This window comes from Paraburkholderia sp. PREW-6R, assembly GCF_039621805.1.
In the GTDB taxonomy this organism is placed as follows: Bacteria; Pseudomonadota; Gammaproteobacteria; order Burkholderiales; family Burkholderiaceae; genus Paraburkholderia.
In genome coordinates this window covers 894,895-918,339 of record NZ_CP155075.1, presented here as the reverse complement: position 1 = coordinate 918,339, position 23,445 = coordinate 894,895, and the positions used below count along the sequence as shown (strand labels likewise).

Below are 23,445 nucleotides of genomic sequence, written 5' to 3'. Positions count from 1 at the left end.
GCGCTGCCCGTACGTTCCTATCATGCTCAGTCACGCTTCACGGGGAGATGCTATGGCCAAGGTTGTCGTGGTAACCGGAGCCGGTGCCGGTGTTGGGCGCGCAACCGTTGCGGAATTCGCCCGGCACGGCTATGACATTGCGTTGCTGTCGCGTGATAAAGGCCGGATAGACCGGGCCGCCGCCGACCTGCAGGCAGCGTATGGCATACGCGCCCTCGGCATACCGACAGACGTGGCCGACGCCGAGGCCGTCGAGTCAGCCGCCTCGCTGGCCGAGCAGGAATTGGGACCGATCGATGTCTGGGTCAACGTTGCAATGGCCACGGTGTTTGCACCCGTCTCGAAGCTCACCGCCGAGGAGTTCGAGCGCGGTACCAAGGTCACTTATCTCGGCCAGGTGCACGGTACGATGGCGGCACTTTCGCGCATGCGCACCAGAAACCGCGGAACAATCGTCAACGTCGGCTCGGCTTTGGGATATCGATCAGTGCCGCTTCAGTCGATCTACTGCGGTGCCAAGTTTGCCGTACGCGGCTTCACGGACGCACTGAGGTCCGAAATCATTCATGATGGGCTGAACGTCCATCTGACGATGGTCGACCTGCCTGCGGTAAATACGCCGCAGTTTGACTGGGCGTTAAACAAGATGGGCAGGAAGGCCCAGCCGGTAGCGCCGATCTATGAGCCGGAAGTCGCCGCGCGAGCTATCTTCTTCGCGGCAACGCATAGGCGTCGTGAGGTCTGGGTCGGCTTTCCCACCGTCAAGGCGATTCTTGCGAACCGCATCGCGCCAGCGTTCATCGACCGATACCTCGCGAGCGCGGGTTATAAAGGGCAGCTTACGGATGAGCCGCTCGAGCCCGATGCTCCTGCCAACCTGTTTGAACCCGTGCCCGGCGACTATGCGGCTCACGGACGTTTTGACGACCGTTCGAAGACGCGCAGCTGGGAAATGTTCACGAACCGGCATCGCGACGCTTTCTGGGCGTTGACGGGCGTTGCGATACTGGGCGGCATTGGCGTGCTGCTTGGCAGGAAACGCGGCTAATGAAGAATCGACGCATGCAATAAAATCCGGCGCCGTATCGGCGGCGCACAGGGGGCGGAGCGTGAGCAAGCTGATTGAAGATTATGCGCTGTTGGGCGATGGCGAAACTGCCGCGCTGGTGGGCAAGGACGGTTCGATCGACTGGTTATGCTGGCCGCGTTTTGACGACGACGCATGTTTCGCGGCATTGCTCGGCACGAACGACCACGGTCATTGGTCGCTATCGCCCGCGGGGGACGTAATCGCTCGAAGCCGCCGCTATCAGGAAGATACGCTGATCATGGAAACCGATTTCCGGACGGCGGATGGCGAAGTGAGAGTGATCGATTTCATGCCGGTGCGCAAGACGTTTTCGTCGCTCATACGTATCGTGACCGGCTTGCGAGGAAACGTGAAGATGCGCAGCAGCTTACGCCTGCGTTTCGACTACGGGGCTTTGCCCCCGTGGAGTGTGTCCGATAGGGGTCACCTGATCGCGAAGGTCGGCCCTAATCTCATCGTATTGCGCGCGCCGCTAGAATTGCATGTGACCGCGGACTCGACCAGTGCAGAATTCGACGTATCAGAAGGACAACGAATCGCCTTTGTCATGAGTTACGCGCGTTCGGACGAAGGACCACCGGAGCCTGTAGATGCCGAGACGGCACTCGCCTCGACGCAGCATTTCTGGCGCGACTGGATTGGCCGTTTTGATAATTCAAAAACCGACTGGCCACTTCAGGTCCGGCGTTCGCTGATAACCCTCAAGGCACTGATTCACCGGCGCAGCGGCGGTCTGGTTGCGGCGCCCACTACGTCGCTTCCCGAGGCGCCCGGCGGCCAAATGAATTGGGACTATCGTTACTGCTGGCTGCGCGATGCGAGTTTTACCCTGACAGCACTGCTGAATGCCGGCTACCACGAGGAGGCAGAAGGCTGGCGAAACTGGTTGCTTCGCGCCATTGCAGGCTCGCCCGATAACATGCGTATCATGTACCGCGTCGACGGCGCGCGACATCTGGCCGAGTGGACCGTGGACACATTGCCGGGTTACCGTTTCGCGAAACCTGTGCGAATCGGCAATGCTGCATCGACGCAACATCAGCTCGATGTCTATGGAGAAGTGCTTGACTGCCTCGATCTCGCGAGGCGGGGCGGCGTCCCATCGTCGGAGCAGGAATTATCTGTTGAACAGAGGCTCGTCGCGCATCTCGAGGCAGTCTGGCAGACGGCAGGGTCGGGGGTGTGGGAGTCACGAGCGGAACCCCGCCACTACACCTATTCGAAAGTCATGGCCTGGGTAGCATTCGACCGCTTCGTGAGTCGCCACTCAACGAGCAATCTCGTGAGTCGTGACACGTTGGACCGGATCACGGCGCTCTGTCAGAGGGTGCACGACGAGATCTATCACGAAGGATGGAACGAGGGTCTCGGCACTTTCACCCAATACTACGGTTCACAGACGCTGGACGCCAGCCTCCTCCTGTTGCCACTTGTCGGATTTCTTCCGGTCAGCGATCCCCGGATGGCATCGACGATTGCAACGATTGAGCGCGAACTCTCCGAGGGTGGACTGATTCGGCGAAAGAAGCCCAATGCGGATGGACCGAACGAGGGGGCGTTTCTGGCCTGTTCAGGCTGGATGGTGGAATGCATGAAGTTGCAGGGCCGCGACAGGGAAGCGCGAGAGCAGTTCGAGCGCCTGCTCGCGGTCGCCAACGACGTCGGCCTGCTTGCAGAAGAGTACAACGTGCCAGGCGGTCATCTGGCTGGAAATTTTCCGCAAGCCTTGACGCACCTCGCCGTTGTGAACGCCGCGCTCGCTCTCCGTGGTCCGACGTTACAGCGCGGCGGCCGGTCCTGACATTCCCGAATTCGAAGGTCACCGGGCGGGCTTGCCACGCGGCAACGCCACGGGCCGCGTTGGCTGTTGCATGTTCTTGAACGTCAATGCAATGAGCCTTGAAAACTGACACGACGGCCGCCGCCTACCGAAACACATAGCGTCTAAAAAAAATGGTGAGCCGACTTTCAGGACGTAAATTGTCGTCGCTTTCCGCCAGAAGAACGTCGCGATTTCCCGACGCGCCAGACAAACGACCGATGTGGCTGCGAAGTCGAGCAGTCATCATTCCGCGGTCGAGCGTATGCCGCCCGCGCCGGCTCACTACGATATCGTCCGTTTTCGCCATGCTCCTATTTCGCCATCGTTCCAGAAGCCGCGCCAGTGGCATCATTCTTGGCCACCACGTGCGACGGTTGCGGCAGCGCTTTCACATCCACCCAGTCGTAGCGGACGCTATCCTGAACTTCCTTTAACGTCTGATTCGCTTCGTAGTACTTGTCCATCGACAGCAGACCGGCCGCCTTGTCGACATCGGCAATCGTCTGCTTCAATGGGACGACCGCCATCGTATAAGACACGTTAACGTCGGCGAGTTTGAGAACCTTCATGGCAGAGTCCGGCTTGCCGCGCTTTAACTGTTCGTTTGCCGATGCGACGGCCTTGGCTTGAGATGGTTTGGCCGCGAAGTCGTCAGTGACCGTCACATCCGCGGCGACGGGCAACCAGGAAACCGGTGTCGTACTTTTCGTGGCGCTTGACTGGTATGTGATGGATGGAGGCGTTCGGAGATCCGACTCTGCTTTCAGGAAGGCGGTGTTATCAGCCTGCGCAGCCGTCATCGACGCCTGTGCCTCCTTGATCAGCTTCTTTGCCTGAGCCGGGTGGCCACTGAATATCGCAAGTCGTGCCTGCTGGATCTCGTCAAATGCCTGGCTCCCCTTGGCCGAGAGCCGTCCCATGTCGGATACAGGTGTCGCGGATGATTGCGCGGCGTTCGCGCCTGTGAAGCTGCACGCGAACGTTGCAATGGCGGCGACGAGTACCGCCGTGCGTTTCATGCCAGGATTGAACATTTTGCCTCTCCTTGAAGCGTGACGGAAATCGGCGTTCGCGCAGGCAAACGCCGAAAGTCGTGTGAGCCCTTTGTCGATCGACCGGCGGCCGGGCGTCATGCCGAGCGGCGTAACCGACAGTTCAAAGGTAGAGGCAGACGCTTAAGTAGCCCTTAAATTCGATTCAAAAAGTCGACCATACGCCACCGTCTCATGAGGATAGGTAGGTTTCATCATGATCCTCGATGCTTGCGATTTTTTATCATGATGTGACATACCAGTAAGTATGCTGCGAATTCCAAGCACGTTTCGCCGCAGTCAATGAGATTCGATGCCGGACGGCGCGCTGGTTGGGGCATGGTCAGTGCGACGCAGGGCATCGTCGATGGTAGGGATATCACCCTTGGCGGGCGTGGATAACATTTCTGCAGTGCAGAACGAATACCCGTGACCGGCGCCAGAGTTCGGCGAGGATCTCGCCCTGCGTTCCTGTAGTACAAGTCCCTCTTCTCGCCCGGGGCAGTGCGGCCTGAATGTCGTTCGAGAGGCCGACAGGAAGTCGGCACTGCAATCTGTCAGGGCTTCACGAACCGATAGGCGAAGCGATCGGTTTTGCCCTTGATCGATGGATCGAACACCTTGACCGAGCGCCGATCGTCCTTGTTCGCGAGCATGGCGCTTTGCGCGTCCAGCACAAAGCCGGCCGCCTCGACCTCCTCGCGCACGGACGCAGGCTCGATCCGATGCAGCGATTGCGCGTCGCTCATGGCCGCCCCGATTGCAGCGGCGTGATCTACGATGACATAGAAGCCGCCGGGCTTCAGCCGGTCATAGACAGCTCGATTGAAAGCAGCCGCCGTCGCGCCCTTGGCCTGCATCAACGGTGTGTGGAGGTCGTGGTAGAACAGGTGCAGCCATACGACATCCGCTGCTTGCGTGATTTCGTGCATCGCGATGAGATCTGCCGAGACGGCTTCTACGTTGTCCCGGCCCGGCTCTTTGGCAAGCGTGCGCATGTGGCCGAGCGGATCGCTCTTGAAGTGGGCGACTTCTGCGGGCACGAAGCTATAGACCCGTCCGTCGGGCCCCACGATGTCGGAAAACAGACGGGTCCAGTCGCCGTCGCCCGGATAAACGTCGATGACAGTGGAGCCCGCGCCAACTCGTGCGAACTGGATCAACCTGGATAGCGTGGATGGGTCGTACATGGTTATCTCCTTTGCAGTTAGGTATTCGCCGGGCGCGCGGCGCGCGAGGGGACGATTCACGGGGTATCTACCCGTCCATCTCCACCCGATGCTCGCAGGTGGCCAGCGCTACGCTGGTCCAGACATGTCCGTCTGCGAAGCGCGCGCCAGTGCCTGGGTGTCGATGTATTCGCGGATGCTCTTCAGTTTGCCGTCACGGACGGTGATGGCGAAGATCCAGTTGTCCTCGAACGTCCTGTTCGTGGCTTTGACCGTCCCCGTGGCGAAGCCGACGACAAGGACCCTGTCTCCCTGCGCAATGAATTCCTGGGGTTGCACGGACGTTTCTATCGATCGGGATGCGGTCTCAAGCAGATCTATCAGCCCCGCATGTCCCCGACGCGTTCCGGCCAACGGCCAGTCTTTGCCCGGGATGATCCACTCGATGTCTTCGGCGGCCAACCCCAGCAGGCCTTCCCTGTCGCTGCGGCCGATCGCGGCGAAGAAGTCTTTCACGGTCTGGACGTTCTCAGTAGTGCTCATCGTATGTTTTCCATTTCTCTCGGTTCGAATCGCGCGCGAAGTATCTCAATCAGAACTCGCTGTCACTATCCGGTGCCCGGACCGAACTGTCACCGGTCAAGTCGGTCACGTCAGTCAAACGCCCTTACAAGAGGCCGCCCTGCTTGCAAAAACGTGGTCCCGCGACCGGCGACGGTTGTGAGCCAGCCACGGGATCGCACTGGAATTAGCCCTGCGCCCAGCCTCCATCGACTGGAAGATCGATACCCGTGATATAGGAACTCTCCTCGGAGGCGAGGAACGCGACTGCTGCCGCAAGCTCCTCAGGCATCCCCCGGCGGCCCATCGGAATCTGCGCGATAAACTGTGCGACCGCTTGCTCGGCCTGTTCAGCGGTCAGGCCCGTGGTCGTCGTTAAGGCCGGGGTGTCGATTGCTCCGGGGCTCACGCAATTCACGCGGATTTTGCGGTCTTTCAATTCCAGCGACCAGCCGCGCGCAAAGTTGCGCACAGCGGCCTTACTCCCAGCGTAAGCAGTGAATCCTGGAAGCCCCTTCACGTTCGCGACCGAAGAGTTAAGAACAATCGAGCCGCCGTCCCTGAAGAGAGGGAGCGCCTTCTGCACCGTAAAGAACATTCCCTTCACGTTTACGTCGAAGGTCTGGTCAAAATGGGCCTCGCTAGCAAACGCGAGCGGCGCAACTGTCCCTGCGCCCGCGTTTGCGAAGAGAACGTCGATATGACCATGTCTCTCCTTCACGACCGCATACAGCCGGTCCAGATCTGCCAGGCGGGACACGTCGCCCGCGACCGTGGTAACGTTTCTCTCGATGGCGGCGGCGGCCTCTTTCAACTCTTTCTCACGTCGCCCAGTGATCACGACGTGCGCACCTTCTTCCACGAAGCGCCTGGCCGTGGCCAAACCAATTCCGCTGCTTCCGCCCGTGACGACTGCAACCTTGCCTTCCAATTTTTTCATGACTTTCGCCTTTCGTTTGGGATGTCAGGGAGCGCCGCTGTTCCCGTCGGTACAAAGGCGCTGTATCATTTGGATCGCCGATCCAGATATTCACTAACAACAACCGGATCAGTGATCCAAATATACGGATCACTGATCCGGTTGTCAAGGGACCCCATGCGAGCCGACGCCCAGAAAAATTACAGCCATCTACTTGCAGTTGCGCACGACGTTGTCGCCGAGCACGGTGTCGACGCGTCGATGCGAGATATCGCCCGCCGGGCTGGCGTCGGGCTGGCTACTTTGCTACGTCATTTCCCGACGCGAGAAGCGTTGTTCGAAGCGTTGCTGTGTACGAATCTGGACGAACTGACGCAGAAGGCCGGCGAACTCGAAACGTCGGAATCATCCGATGAAGCACTTCTGTCCTGGTTTCGCGAATGGATCGCCTTTGCGCAAAGCTATAGGGGCGTTGTTGCGCTGATGGCGGCGGCGCATACCAATCCGGACTCTGCGCTTTACGCTTCATGCGCAGCGGTGCATTCAGCGAGCGCACGACTGTTGCTGCGTGCGCAAGCCGAAGGGATGGCACGTGACGATATGAATGGTGACGACCTGTTCGGCTTGATGGCAGCGCTCGGCTGGCTCGTCGATCTGCCCTCATTCTCGCCACGGGCAGATCATCTCGTTCACCTTATTACGAGCGCCATACTGACAAAACGGCCTGAGAACGAGGTCAAAAAGAAAGTTGCCAAAAAGGCCGTGCGCTGAATCAATTTGGACTGGAAGGAATGTGGCGGACGCTGGAGCGACGTCTTCACCAGTCGCGCTGCTTCCTTCTTTCACGGTCATGGATCCAGCAGGATTGAATGATCATCGTTGAGAAGTTCGACCATTGGCTGAAGGCACGATCCCGCTTACCTCGCCCGTAATCAGGAATCCGAAAGGGCGTTCGGGAGTGCCTTCAAGAGAGGGGTGGGTAGCTCGCCGACGCAGAATCGTCGTAGCCAGGTGCCCACATCGTTCATGATAAGGGATCAGCGATTTGATCGCGTGCTGCGACGCACTGCGCGCCGAGGAGGCATAACAGTCGAAGCCGCGTCACCTGCTAGGACGCGACATCACGCGCAGCGAAGATGCTCGCCATTTCCGCCGCGTGTTCGGTCCCCCAGGTGCACAGTGGGATGATCGCCTCGGCCAGGCTGCGGCCAAGCGGAGTCAGCGCATAGTCGACGCGAGGCGGCACCTCTCCGTAGTCTTTGCGCGCGAGTACGCGATCGGCTTCCAGATCCTTCAATTGCTGGATCAACACCTTGTCGCTGACGTCCGGGATCAAGCGCTTGAGTTCGCCATAGCGCTTTGGGCCGCCTCGCAGGAAAAACAGAATCAGCGGTTTCCACTTGCCCGAGATAATGCGGAGCGTCGCATTGAGCCCGCAGCCGGTGTCGCAGATTTCAGGGGGCGTCGTCATTTTGGGTACTTACCTAAAAGTGCATACTTGTCGTTAGGTTACCAGGGAAGCATACTGACTTCAAGCAAGCACGTTGCTGCTTCTGGACACCTTAACGAAGGATGCATGACATGACCAGACTGAATGGAAAAACCGCCGTGATTACCGGCGGAGCCACCGGCATCGGTTTCGCCGCGGCGCAGCGTTTTATCGAAGAAGGTGCGTTCGTTTTCATCGTCGGCCGCCGGCAGGAAGCACTCGACAGCGCCTTGGCCGCCCTTGGGCCCAATGCCCGCGCAGTGAACGCATCGGTTTCCGATGAGGCCGACCTGGACCGGCTTTACGCCGCGGTAAAGGCCGAGCGCGGAAGCCTCGACGTCGTTCTCGCCAACGCGGGGGCGGGAAGCCCGCTTCCGCTCGGGCAGATTACCGCCGAGCACATTGACGAAACCTTCGACACCAATGTGAAAGGTACGATCTTTACGGTCCAGAAGGCGTTGCCGCTGATGAGCGCGGGCGGTTCGATCATCCTGACCGGATCTAGCGCCGGCACCACGGGCGCGCCGGGGTTCACTGCCTATAGCGCGAGCAAGGCAGCGGTGCGCAACCTCGCGCGGACATGGGCGCAGGACCTGAAGGGCACTGGCATCCGGGTGAATGTGCTCTCACCCGGCGCGACGGCGACCGAACTCGCGAAGAGGTCGCTGGGCGAAGAGGGCCAGAAAGCCTACGGTGCGATGACTCCGCTGCTGCGGATGGCCGAGCCGGCCGAGATCGGGGCGGTGGCTGCCTTCCTCGCGTCGTCCGACAGCAGTTTCATGACCGGCAGCGAGGTGGCCGTTGACGGCGGCCTGGCGCAAATTTGACATGGCTTCGCCTTGCGGTGCGCCTTTAAAAATAAGGAGTCCGTAGGGCGTGACGAATGCGGGATACCTATATGAGCTACGCAATCATCGGCTTCGGCAATATCGGCCAAGCTTTGGCCAAGGCGTTTGCCCGCAGAGGCATTGAAGTATCCGTTGCAACCACGCGCGACCCCGAAAGTTTTGCATCGGCTGCCGCCGCGATCGGACCTACGATCATTCCCAGAAAACTGTCGGACGCGGTCAAGGCGGACATTGTTTTTCTGGCTGTTCGTTTCGAGTCGCACAAGGATGTCACGAATGCGCTGCCCAACTGGCAGGGGAAGACTCTTGTCGATGTCACCAATGCCTACGGCGTGCCTCCCGAGGAACTGGGTGGTCAACCTTCTTCCGAAGCCGTCGCGCAGGCCTTCCCGGGTAGTAGGCTGGTCAAGGGCTTCAATCATTTGGGCGCCCGCGTCCTTGAACAGGACCCTGCCGTACAGGGTGGCCGGCGAGTCGTGTTCCTCGCGAGCGACGATGACGGCGCCGCCATGGAGATTGGCGCGCTTGCGGAAAAACTCGGCTTTGCGCCGATCCAGCTTGGCGGCCTTTCGGAAGGTGGGTTGCTCGTGCAGGCGCGCGGAAATAGCTGGGGTCGCCTGATCTTCAAGGACTTAACCCGGTTCGACTGATGGATCGGGATTGCGCTGCGGTTACGTTTTTCGAGATCAATGCAGCCGACTTCTGATCGTCGAAGTTTTATATGGCTAACGTTGGAATCAGCCGTCCGACGCAATGCGATACCTCTTCGAGCCCGTTGAATTCGGTACGAAGGCCGTTGCATCTCAGTGAAAATCAACAAAGTGGAGAACTTATTGTGAGTACTCAAAACGATGTACAGCTTGTGAAGCATTTCTTTGAAGCGATCGGCCGCGGCGATAAGCAAGCTCTGCTGGCGGTATGTGCCGAGGATATTGAATGGATCATACCGGGCGAGAACTGGCCGCTGGCCGGCACACACCGCGGGCACGCGGGCGTGGCGGGTGTGCTTCAGAAGGCGTCCCAAGAGGTGGAAATGACATCGCCGGAGCCTCCCGAGTTCGTGGCGCAGGGAGAGCGCGTCATGGTCCTTGGTGTCGCGACGGGGAGAATCAAGGCTACCCAAAAGCCGTTCAAGGACGACTTTGTCTTCGCCTTCACCGTTCGAAACGGCAAGATAACGAAGATCCGGGAATACGTCGACACCCAGGCTTTGGCGCGGGCCTCGGAGAAGGATGCGTCCGGGCAGGCGTAGCGTTGTGCATCTCCAGCCATCGGGCGAAAGAAGTGGCGGATCGGCCGTGGATCGTTCCCTCGCATGCGGCGCGCTCGACGAATATCCAACCGCAGAAAAGCTGTCTCTCTACGATCAATCCACGCTAAAGGTGCAAACTTGGCGCTGACCTACGACTCTGAACTGCAAGGCGCTCAAGCCGAATTGGGCCGCGCGCGGGACTGAGTGCACGAGCCCAGTGGGCTTGCGTGATACGAAAGACAGTTAAAGTGAATCCACTTGGAACCTGACAACTAGTGTTCCGCCCCGGGAGCAACTTCGCCGGAGAGTGCTGCCGCCATCAACATATCGAACGATCTGGTCGCCGAGCTTCAGACAGCCCGATCGCATTGTCATCGGCACACCGATGTACAACTTCACCATCCCGGCGGTGCTGAAGGCTTATATCGACCATATCGTGCGGGTCGGGTCACGGTTGTCGACAACGTCGGACAGCTAACCGGCAAGAAGGCTACCGTCATCCTCGCGAGCGGAGGTGATTTCAGTCCGGGCTCTCCGATCGAAGGCTACGATCACGCGAGCAGCTACCTTCGTCAGGTGCTAGGTTTCATCGGAATGACAGATCTGGGCATCGTGATCGCCGGACCGGCGCGCGCTGGCATGTCAGGCGAGACGGCAGTGGAGGCGTTCGGCGAGGGGATTGCGTCGGCCGCGGCTGCCTGAGCGGTCGATTAAAGTCGGAGAAACAATCATGAATATTGGGTTCATTGGCGCTGGCCGCATGGCGACGACCATGGGTCGTCATTTCGTAGGGGCGGGCCATGAGATCGTGCTGTCCAGTTCGCGAGGACCAGACGCATTAGCAGGGCTCGTCGCCGAACTGGGCCCGGCCGCCAGCGCAGGGTCCAGGCAGGATGCTGCGAAATGCGATGTGGTCGTCCTCGCCACGAATTGGGCGGATGCGCCGGAGGCGCTCAGGGGTATCGACTGGAGCGGGCGCATACTCGTCGACGGGACGAACGCCCACATGGGCGAGGCACCGGACATCAGCGCTGACGGCGTAGCGAGATCGGTTGCCGCGCTGGAGGGCCGCACGTCGAGCGAAATCGTCGCCAAAATGGCGTCTGGAGCCAGGCTGGTGAAGTCAATCAGCAATATGCCGATGGCGTGGATACAGGATTTCTCGCCACAGAAGCCGAAGACCGTGCTGTTCGTGTCAGGAGATGATCGCGATGCCAAGGCGCTCGTAATCCAACTTATTCATTCAACGGGCCTCGCCGCGCTCGACCTCGGCTCTCTCGCGGCAGGCGGTGCGATGCAACAGCTCGGTGGCCCTCTATCCGCGGTTGAATTGCACTTCGTCCAGCGGATCGTTCGCTAGGAAGAACTCGAGCCGCGTGCATTTTGGGTTCGCGATTGGTCGCCGTTTCAGCGGCATTCAGGAGCAACCCGAACACGTCGATGTTTGTTCGAGAAGTATCGCGCGTCGACGACCTTCAGTTCGTATCGGGACAAGGCAATGTTGGCCGCTTTCTTCTTTTCGCGGGGCAGCTTCTGCGTGGGCCGATCGTGTTTCGAGGCCCTTCGTCATGAACACTCAGGCGGGAAATCCAGCAAACGTTCGTCAACGTTCGGGCCGGTCAAATCTGAACCAGGACAAGTGGAAGTGTTCAGGAATTCGACACATGTTGGCTTCTGCCAGAAACTGACCATGCGGCCAGAGGGAAAATAATTATGGACTACTTCGGAAAGCATTCTTGTAGTCACGAATTCCGGCTGATTTCACGAAGTAGGGCATGACTCATAATGTTCAATTCACCTTCCTGGGAAAACGTAATGCAAACGCAAATGCTGATCGGCGGCTGTTTCTGCGGAAATATCCGTTATGAAGTTTCCGGACGGAAATCGAGCCCGACTATCTGCCACTGCATCTCCTGTCGGAAAGCCGCTGCGGCGCCGATTGTAGGATGGTTTACTCTCGACCGGAAAGACTTCCGGCTTACGCATGGAACACCCAGGCACTTTGCCTCGAGTGCGCCAGTAATGAGAGGTTTCTGCGCAGATTGCGGCACGCAACTGACCTACACTCACTCCGCTTTTCCGGATTTGATGGACGTAACAACTTGCAGCCTCGATGCGCCTGAAACAGTCTTCGCTGCCGATCACATTCATGTCGCGCAGAAGTTGCCGTGGATTCATCTGGCGGACGGGCTACCGGAGCATTCTGGACGCCGTCCGCGAGATTAAGATTCGCGGTCCTAAGCTCGAAGTGCGGTCGCCGGCATGACGCCCTATCACTCGATGGAGGCAGGAAAGCGCCTGAAACTGTGTCGGCGGTCGACGTAGTAAGCGGCGAGTCGCGCCGGATGCGCGTGACTTTCGCGCCGGCGGCGGCAAGAACGTATTTTAACGAGCCGAAGCCAGAGGCTGGCCTGATCCCGGGCCTTGACGCGACCATTGAGGGGCTGTTGCGGCGTCCGTCGTAACAGCATCCTTGGTGCAGTCTTCTTCGATATGGACCAAAGCGAGGGCATCTATGCCGCGCTCGCATTACGGGCGACCGTTTTTTTAACGCATGATTATCATCACGCCGCGCGAATCGATTGCAGAGGAAGTCGCGCTACTCATTGCTGGCAGCAAGATGGGCGATTTGAGCGGATAACGTCAGACAGGCGCCGGCTCACTTGTCCCCGCAAGGGCCGTGATCGCGACTTGCAGCCGCGCGGGAAGAACCGACGCCGAGGCCCAGAGCAGATTGATATCGTGGTGGCGAGCGGGGAGGTCAGGCAGGAGCCGCACGAGCCGTCCCGTTCCGAGCGCCTCTTCTATCAGCCAGTCGGGTAGCCACGCGACTCCTCGTCCGGCAACCGCTGCGTCCAGAATGATGCCGAGATCAGCAGCCCGCATGCGCGAGCGAGGCTCCACCAGTTTCATGCGTCCTTCGTCGTCGGGGAAGGCCCAGGGCTCACTCCATCCATCGCGATGATAGACAAGCGCGTCGTATCGGCCGAGATCATCAAGCGAGCGAAGCATCCCGACTCGTTCGACCAGCGATGGCGATGCGCACAATACAGTGGCATGCCGGCCGATGACGCGGGACGACAGGCCCACCGTGTCGCCGAGGGAGCCGCTTCTGATCGCCAGGTCGAAGCCTTCCTCAACCAGGGAGACGCGACGGTCTCGCAGATCAAGCTCCATCAACAACTCCGGGTGCGCGTCGGCCAGATGCATCAACAGTGGGGCGATCTTCAGCCGGCCGTAGAGAACCGGCATCGTGATGCGGAGCGTTCCGCGCACACTGTCGCGCCCCGCATCGAGCAGGGCGGCGCCTTCACGCAGCTCCGCCATGGCCCTGACGCAACGGGCGAGGAACGCGCGGCCCTCTTCGGTCAGGAGTTGAGCGCGCGTGGTGCGATGGAAGAGCTGAGCTCCAAGCCGCGCTTCGATGCGCGCAACAGCCTTACCCACCGCAGAGCGCGACAGATGCAACTCCCTCCCGGCGGCTGAAAAGCTTCCTGCCTCAGCGGCGGCGACGAATGCCGGAACATCGTTGAAAAGGTCGGTCACATTGTATCCTGTCAGGCTCCATGTACAGGAATTATTATCGCAATTGTCGCCCGGTACAAAGCAATCTATATTGAGAACAAGGAGATCAATATGAACAAACTCTTTCTTTTCTCGAAGCTCACATTGACGCTGGCTGCGGCTGGCATCTTGGTAGCCACTCCCGCCTTGGCCCAAACAGACTCAAACGGGAGCGCCGCTCAAGAGACTGCAGCGCTGTCTGCGCAGGAGGGCTCTTGGACAGTCACCGATACGTTCTGGGCGCGGCCCGGAGCGGCACCGGTCGTCAGCAAGGGTCTGGTCGCCGACCGCCGTATGGTAGGCAGTCTCATGGAGGAGACATTGCACGCTGCGGACTCCAGCAGACCGCTACGTATTGACTATCTCGGCTACGACGCGATCGCGGGTCAGTGGCGTTACGTTTCGATCGAGGCGCGTATTCCTGTTGCGCCCATGTCGGCGTCAAGCTTCGAGCGGGACGGACCGGACCGCATCACGCTGCGTTTCGAGCCGTTCGCTGCGCCACCGATCGCAGCCGGTTGGGCCGGGCGGATGCTGCGAATGGAAGAGGTGGTTGCGCGCGACGGCCGTGATCATGAGACGAAGGACCAGTATTTCATCTTGGCAGATGGCACCGGCACACGATGGCTCGCCCACCGCTATGATTACCAGCGCCAGCACTGAATTGTCGCGAGTTGCTGGTCGTCGACGGAAGACACGGCCTGTCCGACGGGATAATCCTGACGCTGGGCGTTGATGGCGCCGGCGTTGTCGCTGAGGTCGGCTCCGGCTTCACGACGTTTGGGAGAGGCGAGGGCGTGCTGCTGGCGTCCTTGGCCAGATCGCGTCGATGGTTCGATCAGGCAAGTAAAGACGTCAAGCAGCTTTGGGGTGGGGGACGCGCGAAACTATCAATTATCAACGGCTTCACGACAGTCGTATTGGCAGTCGTCAGCGATCCTCAGGTTTCAGTGATAACGGACGACGTATGGAAGGCCGGACTTCGGAAAAGAGCTTCCGGCGGCCAATTACGACTCTCGCTCACGCCTTGGATAGACGTCGCTCGGTGTCAATGGAAACCGTGCATCTTCCTTGCCGCCCTTTTTTTGTTCGCCGAATGTGAGCTCAACGCGTCCTCAAGGGGCGCGAGAACGAGGACCATCGCTCGCATTGCATTGCATACGCTGCTCCTTCCAATATCAATCCAGCGCGGTGTGGCATACCGCTTCGATTCGATTGCCGGCCGGATCGAACAGAAACGCTGCATAGTAATTGCAGTGGTAGTCAGGCCGGAGTCCCGGGTCGCCATCCGATCGTCCTCCTGCCGCGAGGCCAGCCGCAAAGAATGCGTCCACCTGGTTGCGGGACGCTGCCTTGAAACACCAATGCCGCTTGCTCGCATCGAGCCTACCAGGATCCAAATACACTGCCAAGTACGTCGAGCTCGCGTTTATTGCCGTGCAGCGCTCGCCATATCCGAGCGCATCAGGATGGTCATACACCTTAACTGCTCCCAATTGCGCCATGATCGAATCGTAGAATGGACGTGCGGCATCCAGGTCGGGGACGCCGATTGAAACATGATCGAGAAGGTGCATTGATTTCTGCTCCGTCAGAGAAATTCAGGCACTGGGATTATCTCTTGTCAGTGATCATTTCGGCGCATGAAGATCCAGAAATGGGCCAAGGGAATGACAGGAGTGGGTCGTGCGTGCCTCTTGCATGAAAGCGCCTGGAGGCGATCGCTTGCCCTTTGCCTGAGGCTCTGTCCGGCCAAGAGGCGACCCACGCTTGTTTGAGTACAATCGTCGACAATCGGCAAGGCTGCCCGTTGCCGTTTCCGGTCGGTGAGGAAATAAATGAAGGTAACCATCGCATATATCGAAGAGCCGCCATTCGGATGGACAGACGCGAACGGGACGGCGACAGGTGCGGACCTTGATTTGGCGGATGCGATCCTTCGTGCGATCGGTGTTACCAGGATTGAGCATCGCGTAACCACTTTTGGCGAATTGTTACCCGGGGTTGCGGCTGGCATCTGGGACATGAATGTCCCGCTGTTCGTTACCCCGGAACGTGCGAGTCTGGTCGCGTTCAGCATGCCGGTATGGGCGATCGGGGACGGTTTTCTCGTGCGAACAGGAAACGCAAAAGCACTTGGTAGCTACGCGCTAATCGCGAAAAGCCGCGATGCGCGCCTCGGCATCATTGCCGGGCAGGTACAACACGAGTCGGCGAAGGCGGCAGGAGTGCACGATGAGCAGATAGTCATTTTCGATCAGCAGGCCGACGCAATCGAAGCCGTTCGATCAGGAGCGATCGACGCTTATGCGAGTACCGCCTTGGGAAACCGCATATTGGCCGATCGAATTGGGGCGCCTTTAGCGGCGGTAGATTGCCCACCCGAAACCAATGAAGGGGAGCGGCTACCGGTCGGGGCATTTTCGTTTAACAGGAAAAACCGTGATCTAACGGACGCGGTAAACGAGCAGCTTCGCATCTATTTGGGCTCCCTCGATCATCGCAGTCGCATGGCGAAGTTTGGCCTGACACCGAAGGAACTCGATCCTGTAATTGTCCGCTGAACTGGGCCACGCCTCGGCGAGGGGCTGGTGGCTTGGCATGCCGGGCCCGGCTATGAAAGGACTTTCACGCTTGTCGCTCAAATGAGCGCTCGTGCAGGCTTTCGGTGAGAGACATGGTGTTGCTGCCGCAGGCCGACTTCAGTGACACTTGGCGCGGGATTACAAGAGCCATTTGCTCCTTTGGCGACCCTCGCTAACAGTCGTCGTACGCGAAATAGAAAGGCTACGATCGAGAAGAGTGGATTCTGTCCGAGCGGTTACCGAAAGGATGCAAACAAGCAATTCAGGGTTGAGTCCGGTTGTCTTCGATTGAAAGGGATGACCGGAACGAAGAAGCGCGACGCGCGGGAGGCTGATAGATGGCATCTGGATTCAAGACGCCCGAAGTTTGGCAGCAGGAGTTACTTCATCGATTAATGATGGAAGAATTTGAGGGTTGCGAAGCGATCCGACTTCAATTGAAGGACTGTCTGGTAAGCATTGATGCGCTCGACGCCGATGGCAGTTTTAAACTGCACGTCCTTAATCGCGTGCCTGCTACGGTCTCAGTTAGGGTGCCAGTGGGTCTTGCGGGATACACTTCCACTAGCGAAGGCCCAATTGTTGTGCTTTTGCATGTTCTAGACGATATCTGCGACGAGGTGGAAATCTATCCTGCCGCCGGCGGCGTGATTTCGACCCTGCACAATGGGTGTCACTCGCGAAAGTAATGGGGGGATTCCCGTAGACAGCTGCTGTCCGAGCGTAGTGAACATTTTCAGCGGCACACCTTTAGCAACACACGTGCGCTTACGGGCGGCCCAAGCAAATTCTTTGGTAAGCGGCAGCTACCAGTCGCATTCATCCAACGGTCGATCCCGGATACTAAAATCTTTAAAGCTTGAAAAGATAACGCCGATATATTGACGAGCGGGGGCGCTGATAGAACGAACATGTCCTTGCCATCTTCAACCTATAGGCGGTACAAATGTCAATTTCGGCTTGGCTTATCGTGTTGCCGCTTCTATGTGTACACGTCTGCAGCGATGCGGCCGAGAAGCAAGCTTCGGAAATGGACCTAGACGCAGCCATTGCTTACATCGACCAGTCAATGGTTAGTGGACCGCGCCGGATAGACCTTGGTGACGGCGCTGTATTGACGCTAACCAAGAATAATTGCTTTGTTGGTAACGATGCGACTGTGCGGTACTTTCGCGCCCACGGGCGACTTGCCGACCAACAGCTGAACGCGGGAATGGTTTTTCCGTGTGGGCCGTTTGCTAACGCGGAATGGTTTGTCCTGGTGACGATTGGCCATGATGGCCACGTGAGTGAGAACGTGCACGGATGGACTGCCGACCATATCCTGGAGATCTTACAGGCGAAGGCGACAGCGGCTAATGCGGTCAACAAGCGAAGAGGTCTACCTGGCATAGAAATCAGCGGTTGGACTATCCCACCCGTCTACAATTCGGCAGCTCACCGCTTGGCGTGGGCAGCGAAGATCAAGATGAGCTGCTCGGTGAACTGCTCTTCGTCGGAGATGGTCAGTTACGAGGCGGTCATTCTTGGAAGAAGTGGGTATGTCGACGTGTTCACGCAGGCTTCGCAGCGCGATTTCCCAAGACAGAAAAAAATCGCAGATGACATCCGTGCGCGCATCAGTTATCTGCCGACAGCGGAATACTCTGATTTTGAGCCGCAGCTTGACAGGTACGCACCTTACGATCTTGTCGGGCTCTTGACCGGAAGCCGTCAATAATTGGTGCGGCAATTCGCGAACGGGGCGGCAGTATCTGGCAGCAATGCAACCCATACAACGAAATCGGGAATCAACTGAACCCAGCCGTTCTTCTTCCTTCCGTCCCGGCTTTCGCAGGATTCGCAAGCGATTTCGGACAACGATCGCAGTCGTTCTGCCCACATCATAGAGCGTTGCGTCGGTCTTTTCGTAGACCGAAAGCTATGGCATGAGCTACGCCCCAAAGCGGACGCTGTGGTGCTCCCGCCAACCCTTAATTATGTGAAGCCGCAGTTGGATGCTCAGTTGTTGGGAGCATGACGGAATGACGAGATTATCCTTTCCGGTCGTGCCTCGGGACTGGCCTGCTGACCAGTATAAAGGAGGCAGGAGCCGGGCCTCAAACAGACATTCAGCTCTGACCCATCAATCGTCGACAATATCGTCCGCGCCAAAAGATATATTCAGTCGAGCAGAACTACCCCTATCTCCATTACATGACTATTCCGCGCAGCATGTACGCTCTGGTGGCAGTCGCCGTCACCGCAGCATTTTGTGGATGGATCTACAGGCAGGATCTGCCGAGCACCATCCCGGTCAAGCGAGCGGTGTATGCGTCGGACACTACCTGCTCGCTTGATTGGTCACCAGCGCAATGCTCGCCGATCGCCCGGGCCGAGACGCGCGCACTGCCCTTTGCGTCAGGACCGATCGACTTTCGATCGAATTCAGCGTCTCCAACGCCACAAGCGCCACATGAATGGGCGGGGCCGTTTTTCACGCCAGATGGCAAAGTCTATCAACAGGGCATGATGGTCCAACAAAGCGCTGTAAGTACAGCAAACGCATTGCGTGTCGAATCAGCTGACTTGCGCCTGGCGGCCCCCGGGCATCACTTCGATTTTCGCGAAATGCCTGCGGGTACCCGGTACGAAGGACCGCAACACTATTCCTTGAAACGGAACCAGGATTGAGGTGACCGTCTCTCGACAGTATGGCTGGTATTGGCGGTGACGTTCTTGCACCGTACGTCGACATCGCAGTTCGCTTCAGGTGGGCCATGTCCACTTACTACTGCCAACGGTGGACATTCGACAAGCCGGCTTGTAATGTTGGCGAGCAGAAAACTGACGGCCCCATTCGCAGGGAACGGAAGAAAGTAAAACAGGGGAGCGAGGATTGGGATCGAAAGAGATCGAACGAGTGTGGGCGGCAATCTACGGAAATGCCGCATGGTCTGTAAAAAAGGGCTATGGAAGTTTCCTTACCTTTGAATTTGGAGCCCCCTCTCTACAAATAAGAGAGCCGATGACTGCTTCACGACATGCGTCAGAGCGGGTTCGCACAGAACTGGCGCGTAGGCGGGTCCATGTAACCGGCAGATGGCACTTGTGGATTTATTGCTGTAATTGGTCGGTCCTGTTCGACGGTCGGGAAGCCGCCCATAATGAGTCTCCTGACGACACTATCAAGTCCGCAGTCGAGCGACTCGATGGTCAGCAAATAACCTCCGTGTCGGGAGGTTCGGCACTAGGATCGTGGAGTTTCACGTTCGATCTGGGCGGCGAACTAAAAACGTCGCCATACGGAGATGATCCGTTGGATGAGCAATGGTTGCTCTACGAGCGTGAATCGGGCTGGGTTTTGACAGTGCGGGCAGACAATCACTACGCCTATGGTCCAGGCAACCAACGTCCCGATGACCTGACCTGGAGTCCAATCTAGGAATGCATTGCAGCCGAACGTCGGCTTACGCTCTCCAGCGATGCCGTTCAGGTCCTGAGTTGTGACGACCGCCTTTCCGCTGAACTCCGCCAATAGATGTAGATCCCGAAACCATACGCGGCTGATGCAGAAAAAGCGTCCACTTATAGAGCAGTCGGCCCCCGCCGCGGGTAAATGTTGGTGCGCTCTCCGTCTGCCCGAGTCCGACCACTTCAGGCCGTTCGCTGTTGCCCCTTGATCGTCGAAGAATGCTGCTCCTGAACCAGCGCTACTTTTCCTGTTGCACTCTTCTCCTTCGTGCTCCAGTCGTTCTGCAAGGTTTTCGTGCTGGTCCGCTAGCCTGGATCAGCAGTTCCGTCACCGCGCCAGCGCCGCAACTGGGTCCGATCGCGGCCCGCTGGCTTGCCTACCAGCCAGCGTCCACGCTTCGTGCGATGGGCCAGTCGGTTGTGACAACAACGGGCAATGATGAGTACCTTACGTTACTCGAAAAGGTCTTTGATCGGCATCCGGTGTATTTACTTTCCGGTGAACGCTCCCGCGGAGGCTGGAACGTACCGGACTGGGCGCTGGAAAAATGCGCTGGAGATCACACACTGGCCAACTGCGGCCATTTGATGATGCTGGATGATGACGTCGCCTTCTCAGCGGCAATCAAACGATTCCTGGCCGGGTAGTGTGGCCGCTGTCGATGGAGTAAGGTCGGCGTTCGGCCAATCGCGGCGTGTCGCTGCGGTTCGCCAGACTGCTGACAACAGGCCTAGCAAGTGACTAACGGAGAAGCCTCTTCTCATACATGCGGCACCGCCTGCGCGTCCGCTGGCGTGGCCCACGCAATACAGCCTGCTCGTGATGACGGCTTGTCCCGTCGTCGCCGCGCGACCGCCCCCCATTTGTGAATGATTAACGAGGTTCGTATGTCCCGTATTGCCGTCATCGTCATCGACGTGCAGCAGATGTTCTTCAGCGGCCCGATGGCCGCGTATCGTGCCCGCGAAGTGATCGATGGCATTAACTTGGTCACGCATGCAGCGCGCCGGGCGAATGCGCCCGTCTTTTTCGTGCAGCACGAAAGCGACGCAAACGGGCCGCTCGCACACGGAAGCGACCCGTGGCAACTGCCTGGCGCGCTGGTCCGCGATCATAATGACGAATCCGTCTATAAAGTCGTCGGCGATTCGTTCCATAACACGTCGCTTGCCGACCAGCTCCGGGAAAACGACATCGACAGCGTGCTGCTGTGCGGCTATGCAACGGAATTCTGCGTCAACGCCACTGCGCGCAGGGCGGAGCTGCTGGGCCTGCGCACCACGGTCGTGTCCGACCTTCACACGACGCACAGTAAGCCTCATCTTGTCGCCGAGAAGATCATTGAGCATCAGAACTTCGTCTGGGCGAATTCGTCGATGACCGGCGGGCGTGTGGCGGTGCGCCCCCTTGCTGACGTTCTGCAAACGGAGTTCGCATCAGCTCCATGATGTATTGGGATGGAAATTCCCTTGATCGTAGCCGTCCGTCACGAGAGTCGTCAGCGAATTTAATTGTTCGCGTTCAATAACCCTGGAGTGCTGCGTTCGTCCCATATCGAGCGATCGACAAGCGGCCCCAGATCGGAACAAGTCGCCGTCAAAGACATGCCGGCGCGGAGAGGGTGGCTGCCCACCCTTGCTCTGGCAAATGCGGCAGTCGGTGTCATCACGCTGTCATGAAGCACATCGCTCTTTCTTCGAAACACGGGCCGCCTGCTGCTCAACGGCAACTCATCTGAACTTACTGGACGGACGCTCGTCTCAGTGGAGCATCTCGCCGAAGAGCGCACCGTCGCACGCTGACAGTTCGCCAACAGCCGTTTAACCGCTCTTGTTCGACGATCACGGAGACTTCGACATGGCAAAGAAGCGCGCAGACAAATCGCCAGCCGCACCCGGTGGCAGCAGCGAGCGGATTCTCGCTGCGCCCGTCTTTTCGCAGCCGCAGCCTACGCCCGATCCGCAGACGTTCGTAGTCAGGCATGCATCCGATGCTGCAGCCTACAAGGCGATTGACGAACTGAACCGCGAGCACAAACTGAAGGCGCTGCCGTTTCCCGCGCCGCGCGGCGGAACCGAGCCCCGTCTTACGTTTGCAGAAGTGGTCAACGACGACCAGCAACTGCTCGACGCAATCAATGCGAGCGGCCAGATTGTCTTTCACTCAACCGGCGATTGCGGCAGCACCAAAGGTCCGGCTACGCAAAACGAGGTGTCGGACAAGATGGTCAGCGACTTCGACGAAACCGATCCCGCAGAAGTCCCGCAGTTCAACTTTCTGCTCGGCGACATCGTCTACAGCTTTGGCGAAGCACAGTACTACTACGATCAGTTCTACGAACCCTATCGCGACTACCATGCGCCGATTCTCGCCGCCGCCGGCAATCACGACGGCATGGTTTCGCCGCTCAAGCACGAGAAAAGCCTGCAGGCGTTTCTCCGGAATTTTTGCGCCGACTGCTTCGAGGTCTCGCCCGATGCCGGCCATCTGTCGCGCACCGCGCAGATTCAGCCCGGCGTGTTCTTCACTTTCGAGGCGCCGTTCGTGCGCATCATTGCGCTGTACAGCAATACGCTCGAAGACCCCGGCGTGATCGCTAACCGTGATATCGGCAATAGCCAGTTGAAGTTCCTGAAAGCGGCGCTGCAACGCGTCAAGAAAGAGGACTATCGCGGCGCGCTGCTGTTCGCCCATCATCATCCGCCGTACGTGGCGCGCGGCCGTCACGGCTGGAGCGTCGAGATGCAGCAGCAGATCGACGCTATTTGTAATGAAGTCGGTGTCTGGCCACACGCCGACCTGGCCGGGCACGCGCACAATTACCAGCGTTTTACGCGGAATCGCGCCGACGGCACCCACATTCCTTACATCGTCTGCGGCAACGGCGGTCACGCGGTGCAGCGACTCACCACCAATGGACAACCGCCGCTTCGTGCGCCGCAAGTTGTCCGAGCCGCCTCTAAAGATACCGACGCAGTTGTCCTCGAAAATTACGACGACCGCAACTACGGCTATTTGCGGCTCATCGCGAATGCCCGGCAATTGCGCATTGAATACCATGCCGCCATTGACGGACCCAATACCAAATCGCCCGACGATCAGGTCACCATCGATCTAGCCACTCGGCAGGCGGCTCACTACGTCGCCCGCGACTCTGGCATACCCGCGCTTGCGGAGCGCATTCACCAGTTGGCGCAGGATGCGCCCTCACATCGCTAGCGCGTGGTCGACATAGCCGCGCCGCTGTCTCACATTTTTTAGTGTTGTCGTTGCTTCGGGCGAATGGAACTCATGGACGACGTATCGACGAATCCATGACGATGCGATGGGGCGGGGTGTGGGTACGCTTTGGCGGCGCCAATTACGAATCGTTTTCAGCCAATGACGTGGGACTGGTGAACTCCAGCATAGCCTGGCGGGCATGACCGAAAAGACGACTGCTGCGGGATGTAACTGCTGATGGCAGGAGGCAGCACGCGGGGACGAGCGGTCAGTTGGCTGTTATGCCAATATCTTCACTAGTTGGGCTCATTTTGCGGGACTTATGCCCGACCCAAAAAAATTCTTCCACTTACGCGAATATTCGAAATTCAGGTGCCACGTTTCTCTCGATTGAGTCGCGCAGCGATTTGGAGTCCAATCACATAGCTAGAAGATCGGA

24 protein-coding genes and 1 pseudogene are annotated in these 23,445 nt (G+C 58.6%); 18 read left to right on the top strand and 7 right to left on the bottom strand.

From position 1 onward, the window contains the following. Positions 1-52: 52 nt before the first annotated feature. A complete protein-coding gene (locus tag AAGS40_RS28700) occupies positions 53-1,048 on the top strand; it encodes an SDR family oxidoreductase (RefSeq protein ID WP_345817624.1) in 996 nt (331 codons plus the stop codon). A gap of 61 nt (positions 1,049-1,109) precedes the next feature. Continuing rightward, positions 1,110-2,891: a glycoside hydrolase family 15 protein gene (locus AAGS40_RS28695; RefSeq protein WP_345816944.1), complete on the top strand. Its 1,782-nt coding sequence runs from the start codon at positions 1,110-1,112 to the stop codon at positions 2,889-2,891. Between the two features lie 332 nt (positions 2,892-3,223). On the opposite strand, the gene AAGS40_RS28690 is transcribed toward AAGS40_RS28695, so the two are convergent. The 4 genes from AAGS40_RS28690 to AAGS40_RS28675 form a co-directional block, all read right to left on the bottom strand. Further along, a complete protein-coding gene (locus tag AAGS40_RS28690; protein WP_345816943.1) occupies positions 3,224-3,946 on the bottom strand; it encodes a YfdX family protein in 723 nt (240 codons plus the stop codon). A 554-nt stretch (positions 3,947-4,500) separates the two neighbouring features. Further along, positions 4,501-5,133, bottom strand: coding sequence for a class I SAM-dependent methyltransferase (locus tag AAGS40_RS28685; protein ID WP_345816942.1), 633 nt, complete (start codon positions 5,131-5,133; stop codon positions 4,501-4,503). A gap of 108 nt (positions 5,134-5,241) precedes the next feature. Next, positions 5,242-5,655: a nuclear transport factor 2 family protein gene (locus tag AAGS40_RS28680; protein ID WP_345816941.1), complete on the bottom strand. Its 414-nt coding sequence runs from the start codon at positions 5,653-5,655 to the stop codon at positions 5,242-5,244. A gap of 205 nt (positions 5,656-5,860) precedes the next feature. Beyond that, positions 5,861-6,613, bottom strand: coding sequence for a glucose 1-dehydrogenase (locus tag AAGS40_RS28675; RefSeq protein WP_345816940.1), 753 nt, complete (start codon positions 6,611-6,613; stop codon positions 5,861-5,863). A gap of 156 nt (positions 6,614-6,769) precedes the next feature. On the opposite strand from AAGS40_RS28675, the gene AAGS40_RS28670 reads away from it, so the two are divergent. Next, positions 6,770-7,363: a helix-turn-helix domain-containing protein gene (locus AAGS40_RS28670; RefSeq protein ID WP_345817623.1), complete on the top strand. Its 594-nt coding sequence runs from the start codon at positions 6,770-6,772 to the stop codon at positions 7,361-7,363. 337 nt (positions 7,364-7,700) lie between these two features. On the opposite strand, the gene AAGS40_RS28665 is transcribed toward AAGS40_RS28670, so the two are convergent. Beyond that, positions 7,701-8,063 (bottom strand): helix-turn-helix domain-containing protein, encoded by a 363-nt coding sequence (locus AAGS40_RS28665; RefSeq protein ID WP_345816939.1) that lies wholly within the window; start codon positions 8,061-8,063, stop codon positions 7,701-7,703. A 110-nt stretch (positions 8,064-8,173) separates the two neighbouring features. On the opposite strand from AAGS40_RS28665, the gene AAGS40_RS28660 reads away from it, so the two are divergent. The 7 genes from AAGS40_RS28660 to AAGS40_RS28630 all read left to right on the top strand — a co-directional run bounded on the left by AAGS40_RS28660 (position 8,174) and on the right by AAGS40_RS28630 (position 12,407). Then, complete coding sequence (locus tag AAGS40_RS28660; RefSeq protein WP_345816938.1) at positions 8,174-8,908, top strand: SDR family oxidoreductase; 735 nt, start codon at positions 8,174-8,176, stop codon at positions 8,906-8,908. A 71-nt stretch (positions 8,909-8,979) separates the two neighbouring features. Beyond that, on the top strand, positions 8,980-9,579 hold the full coding sequence (locus AAGS40_RS28655) for an NADPH-dependent F420 reductase (RefSeq protein WP_345816937.1): 600 nt from the start codon (positions 8,980-8,982) through the stop codon (positions 9,577-9,579). Positions 9,580-9,764: 185 nt separating this feature from the next. Then, entirely contained in the window at positions 9,765-10,181 is a 417-nt protein-coding gene (locus AAGS40_RS28650; protein WP_345817622.1) for a nuclear transport factor 2 family protein, read from the top strand. Positions 10,182-10,566: 385 nt separating this feature from the next. Then, entirely contained in the window at positions 10,567-10,659 is a 93-nt protein-coding gene (locus AAGS40_RS28645) for an NAD(P)H-dependent oxidoreductase (RefSeq protein ID WP_345816936.1), read from the top strand. A 20-nt stretch (positions 10,660-10,679) separates the two neighbouring features. After that, positions 10,680-10,883, top strand: a complete 204-nt coding sequence (locus tag AAGS40_RS28640; RefSeq protein ID WP_345817621.1) for a hypothetical protein — start codon at positions 10,680-10,682, stop codon at positions 10,881-10,883. Between the two features lie 58 nt (positions 10,884-10,941). Next, positions 10,942-11,541 (top strand): NAD(P)-binding domain-containing protein, encoded by a 600-nt coding sequence (locus tag AAGS40_RS28635; protein WP_345816935.1) that lies wholly within the window; start codon positions 10,942-10,944, stop codon positions 11,539-11,541. A 425-nt stretch (positions 11,542-11,966) separates the two neighbouring features. Then, a complete protein-coding gene (locus AAGS40_RS28630) occupies positions 11,967-12,407 on the top strand; it encodes a GFA family protein (protein ID WP_345816934.1) in 441 nt (146 codons plus the stop codon). Between the two features lie 417 nt (positions 12,408-12,824). Here the strand turns inward: AAGS40_RS28630 and AAGS40_RS28625 are convergent, their stop codons facing one another. Beyond that, positions 12,825-13,727 (bottom strand): LysR family transcriptional regulator, encoded by a 903-nt coding sequence (locus AAGS40_RS28625; RefSeq protein WP_345816933.1) that lies wholly within the window; start codon positions 13,725-13,727, stop codon positions 12,825-12,827. Positions 13,728-13,817: 90 nt separating this feature from the next. Between AAGS40_RS28625 and AAGS40_RS28620 the strand changes: the two genes are divergently transcribed. Together AAGS40_RS28620 and AAGS40_RS28615 are read left to right on the top strand one after the other, a co-directional pair. Then, positions 13,818-14,408 (top strand): hypothetical protein, encoded by a 591-nt coding sequence (locus AAGS40_RS28620; RefSeq protein WP_345816932.1) that lies wholly within the window; start codon positions 13,818-13,820, stop codon positions 14,406-14,408. A 227-nt stretch (positions 14,409-14,635) separates the two neighbouring features. Next, positions 14,636-14,772, top strand: a pseudogene (locus AAGS40_RS28615) (DUF2837 family protein); the annotation flags it as partial. Between the two features lie 151 nt (positions 14,773-14,923). On the opposite strand, the gene AAGS40_RS28610 reads toward AAGS40_RS28615, so the two are convergent. Beyond that, positions 14,924-15,322, bottom strand: coding sequence for a VOC family protein (locus AAGS40_RS28610; protein WP_345816931.1), 399 nt, complete (start codon positions 15,320-15,322; stop codon positions 14,924-14,926). A gap of 261 nt (positions 15,323-15,583) precedes the next feature. Here AAGS40_RS28610 and AAGS40_RS28605 point away from each other — a divergent pair, with 261 nt between their 5' ends. From AAGS40_RS28605 to AAGS40_RS28580, 6 genes are all read left to right on the top strand, one after another. Beyond that, positions 15,584-16,309: a transporter substrate-binding domain-containing protein gene (locus AAGS40_RS28605; RefSeq protein WP_345816930.1), complete on the top strand. Its 726-nt coding sequence runs from the start codon at positions 15,584-15,586 to the stop codon at positions 16,307-16,309. A 359-nt stretch (positions 16,310-16,668) separates the two neighbouring features. Next, complete coding sequence (locus AAGS40_RS28600) at positions 16,669-17,019, top strand: hypothetical protein (protein ID WP_345816929.1); 351 nt, start codon at positions 16,669-16,671, stop codon at positions 17,017-17,019. Between the two features lie 257 nt (positions 17,020-17,276). Further along, entirely contained in the window at positions 17,277-18,050 is a 774-nt protein-coding gene (locus AAGS40_RS28595; RefSeq protein WP_345816928.1) for a DUF2167 domain-containing protein, read from the top strand. Between the two features lie 1,952 nt (positions 18,051-20,002). Next, positions 20,003-20,431 (top strand): hypothetical protein, encoded by a 429-nt coding sequence (locus AAGS40_RS28590; protein WP_345816927.1) that lies wholly within the window; start codon positions 20,003-20,005, stop codon positions 20,429-20,431. Positions 20,432-20,671: 240 nt separating this feature from the next. Then, positions 20,672-21,232, top strand: a complete 561-nt coding sequence (locus AAGS40_RS28585; RefSeq protein ID WP_345816926.1) for an isochorismatase family protein — start codon at positions 20,672-20,674, stop codon at positions 21,230-21,232. 409 nt (positions 21,233-21,641) lie between these two features. Beyond that, positions 21,642-23,003 carry a metallophosphoesterase gene (locus AAGS40_RS28580; RefSeq protein ID WP_345816925.1) on the top strand — a complete coding sequence of 454 codons (1,362 nt, stop codon included), beginning with the start codon at positions 21,642-21,644 and terminating at the stop codon, positions 23,001-23,003. The last annotated feature ends 442 nt before the right edge of the window (positions 23,004-23,445 follow it).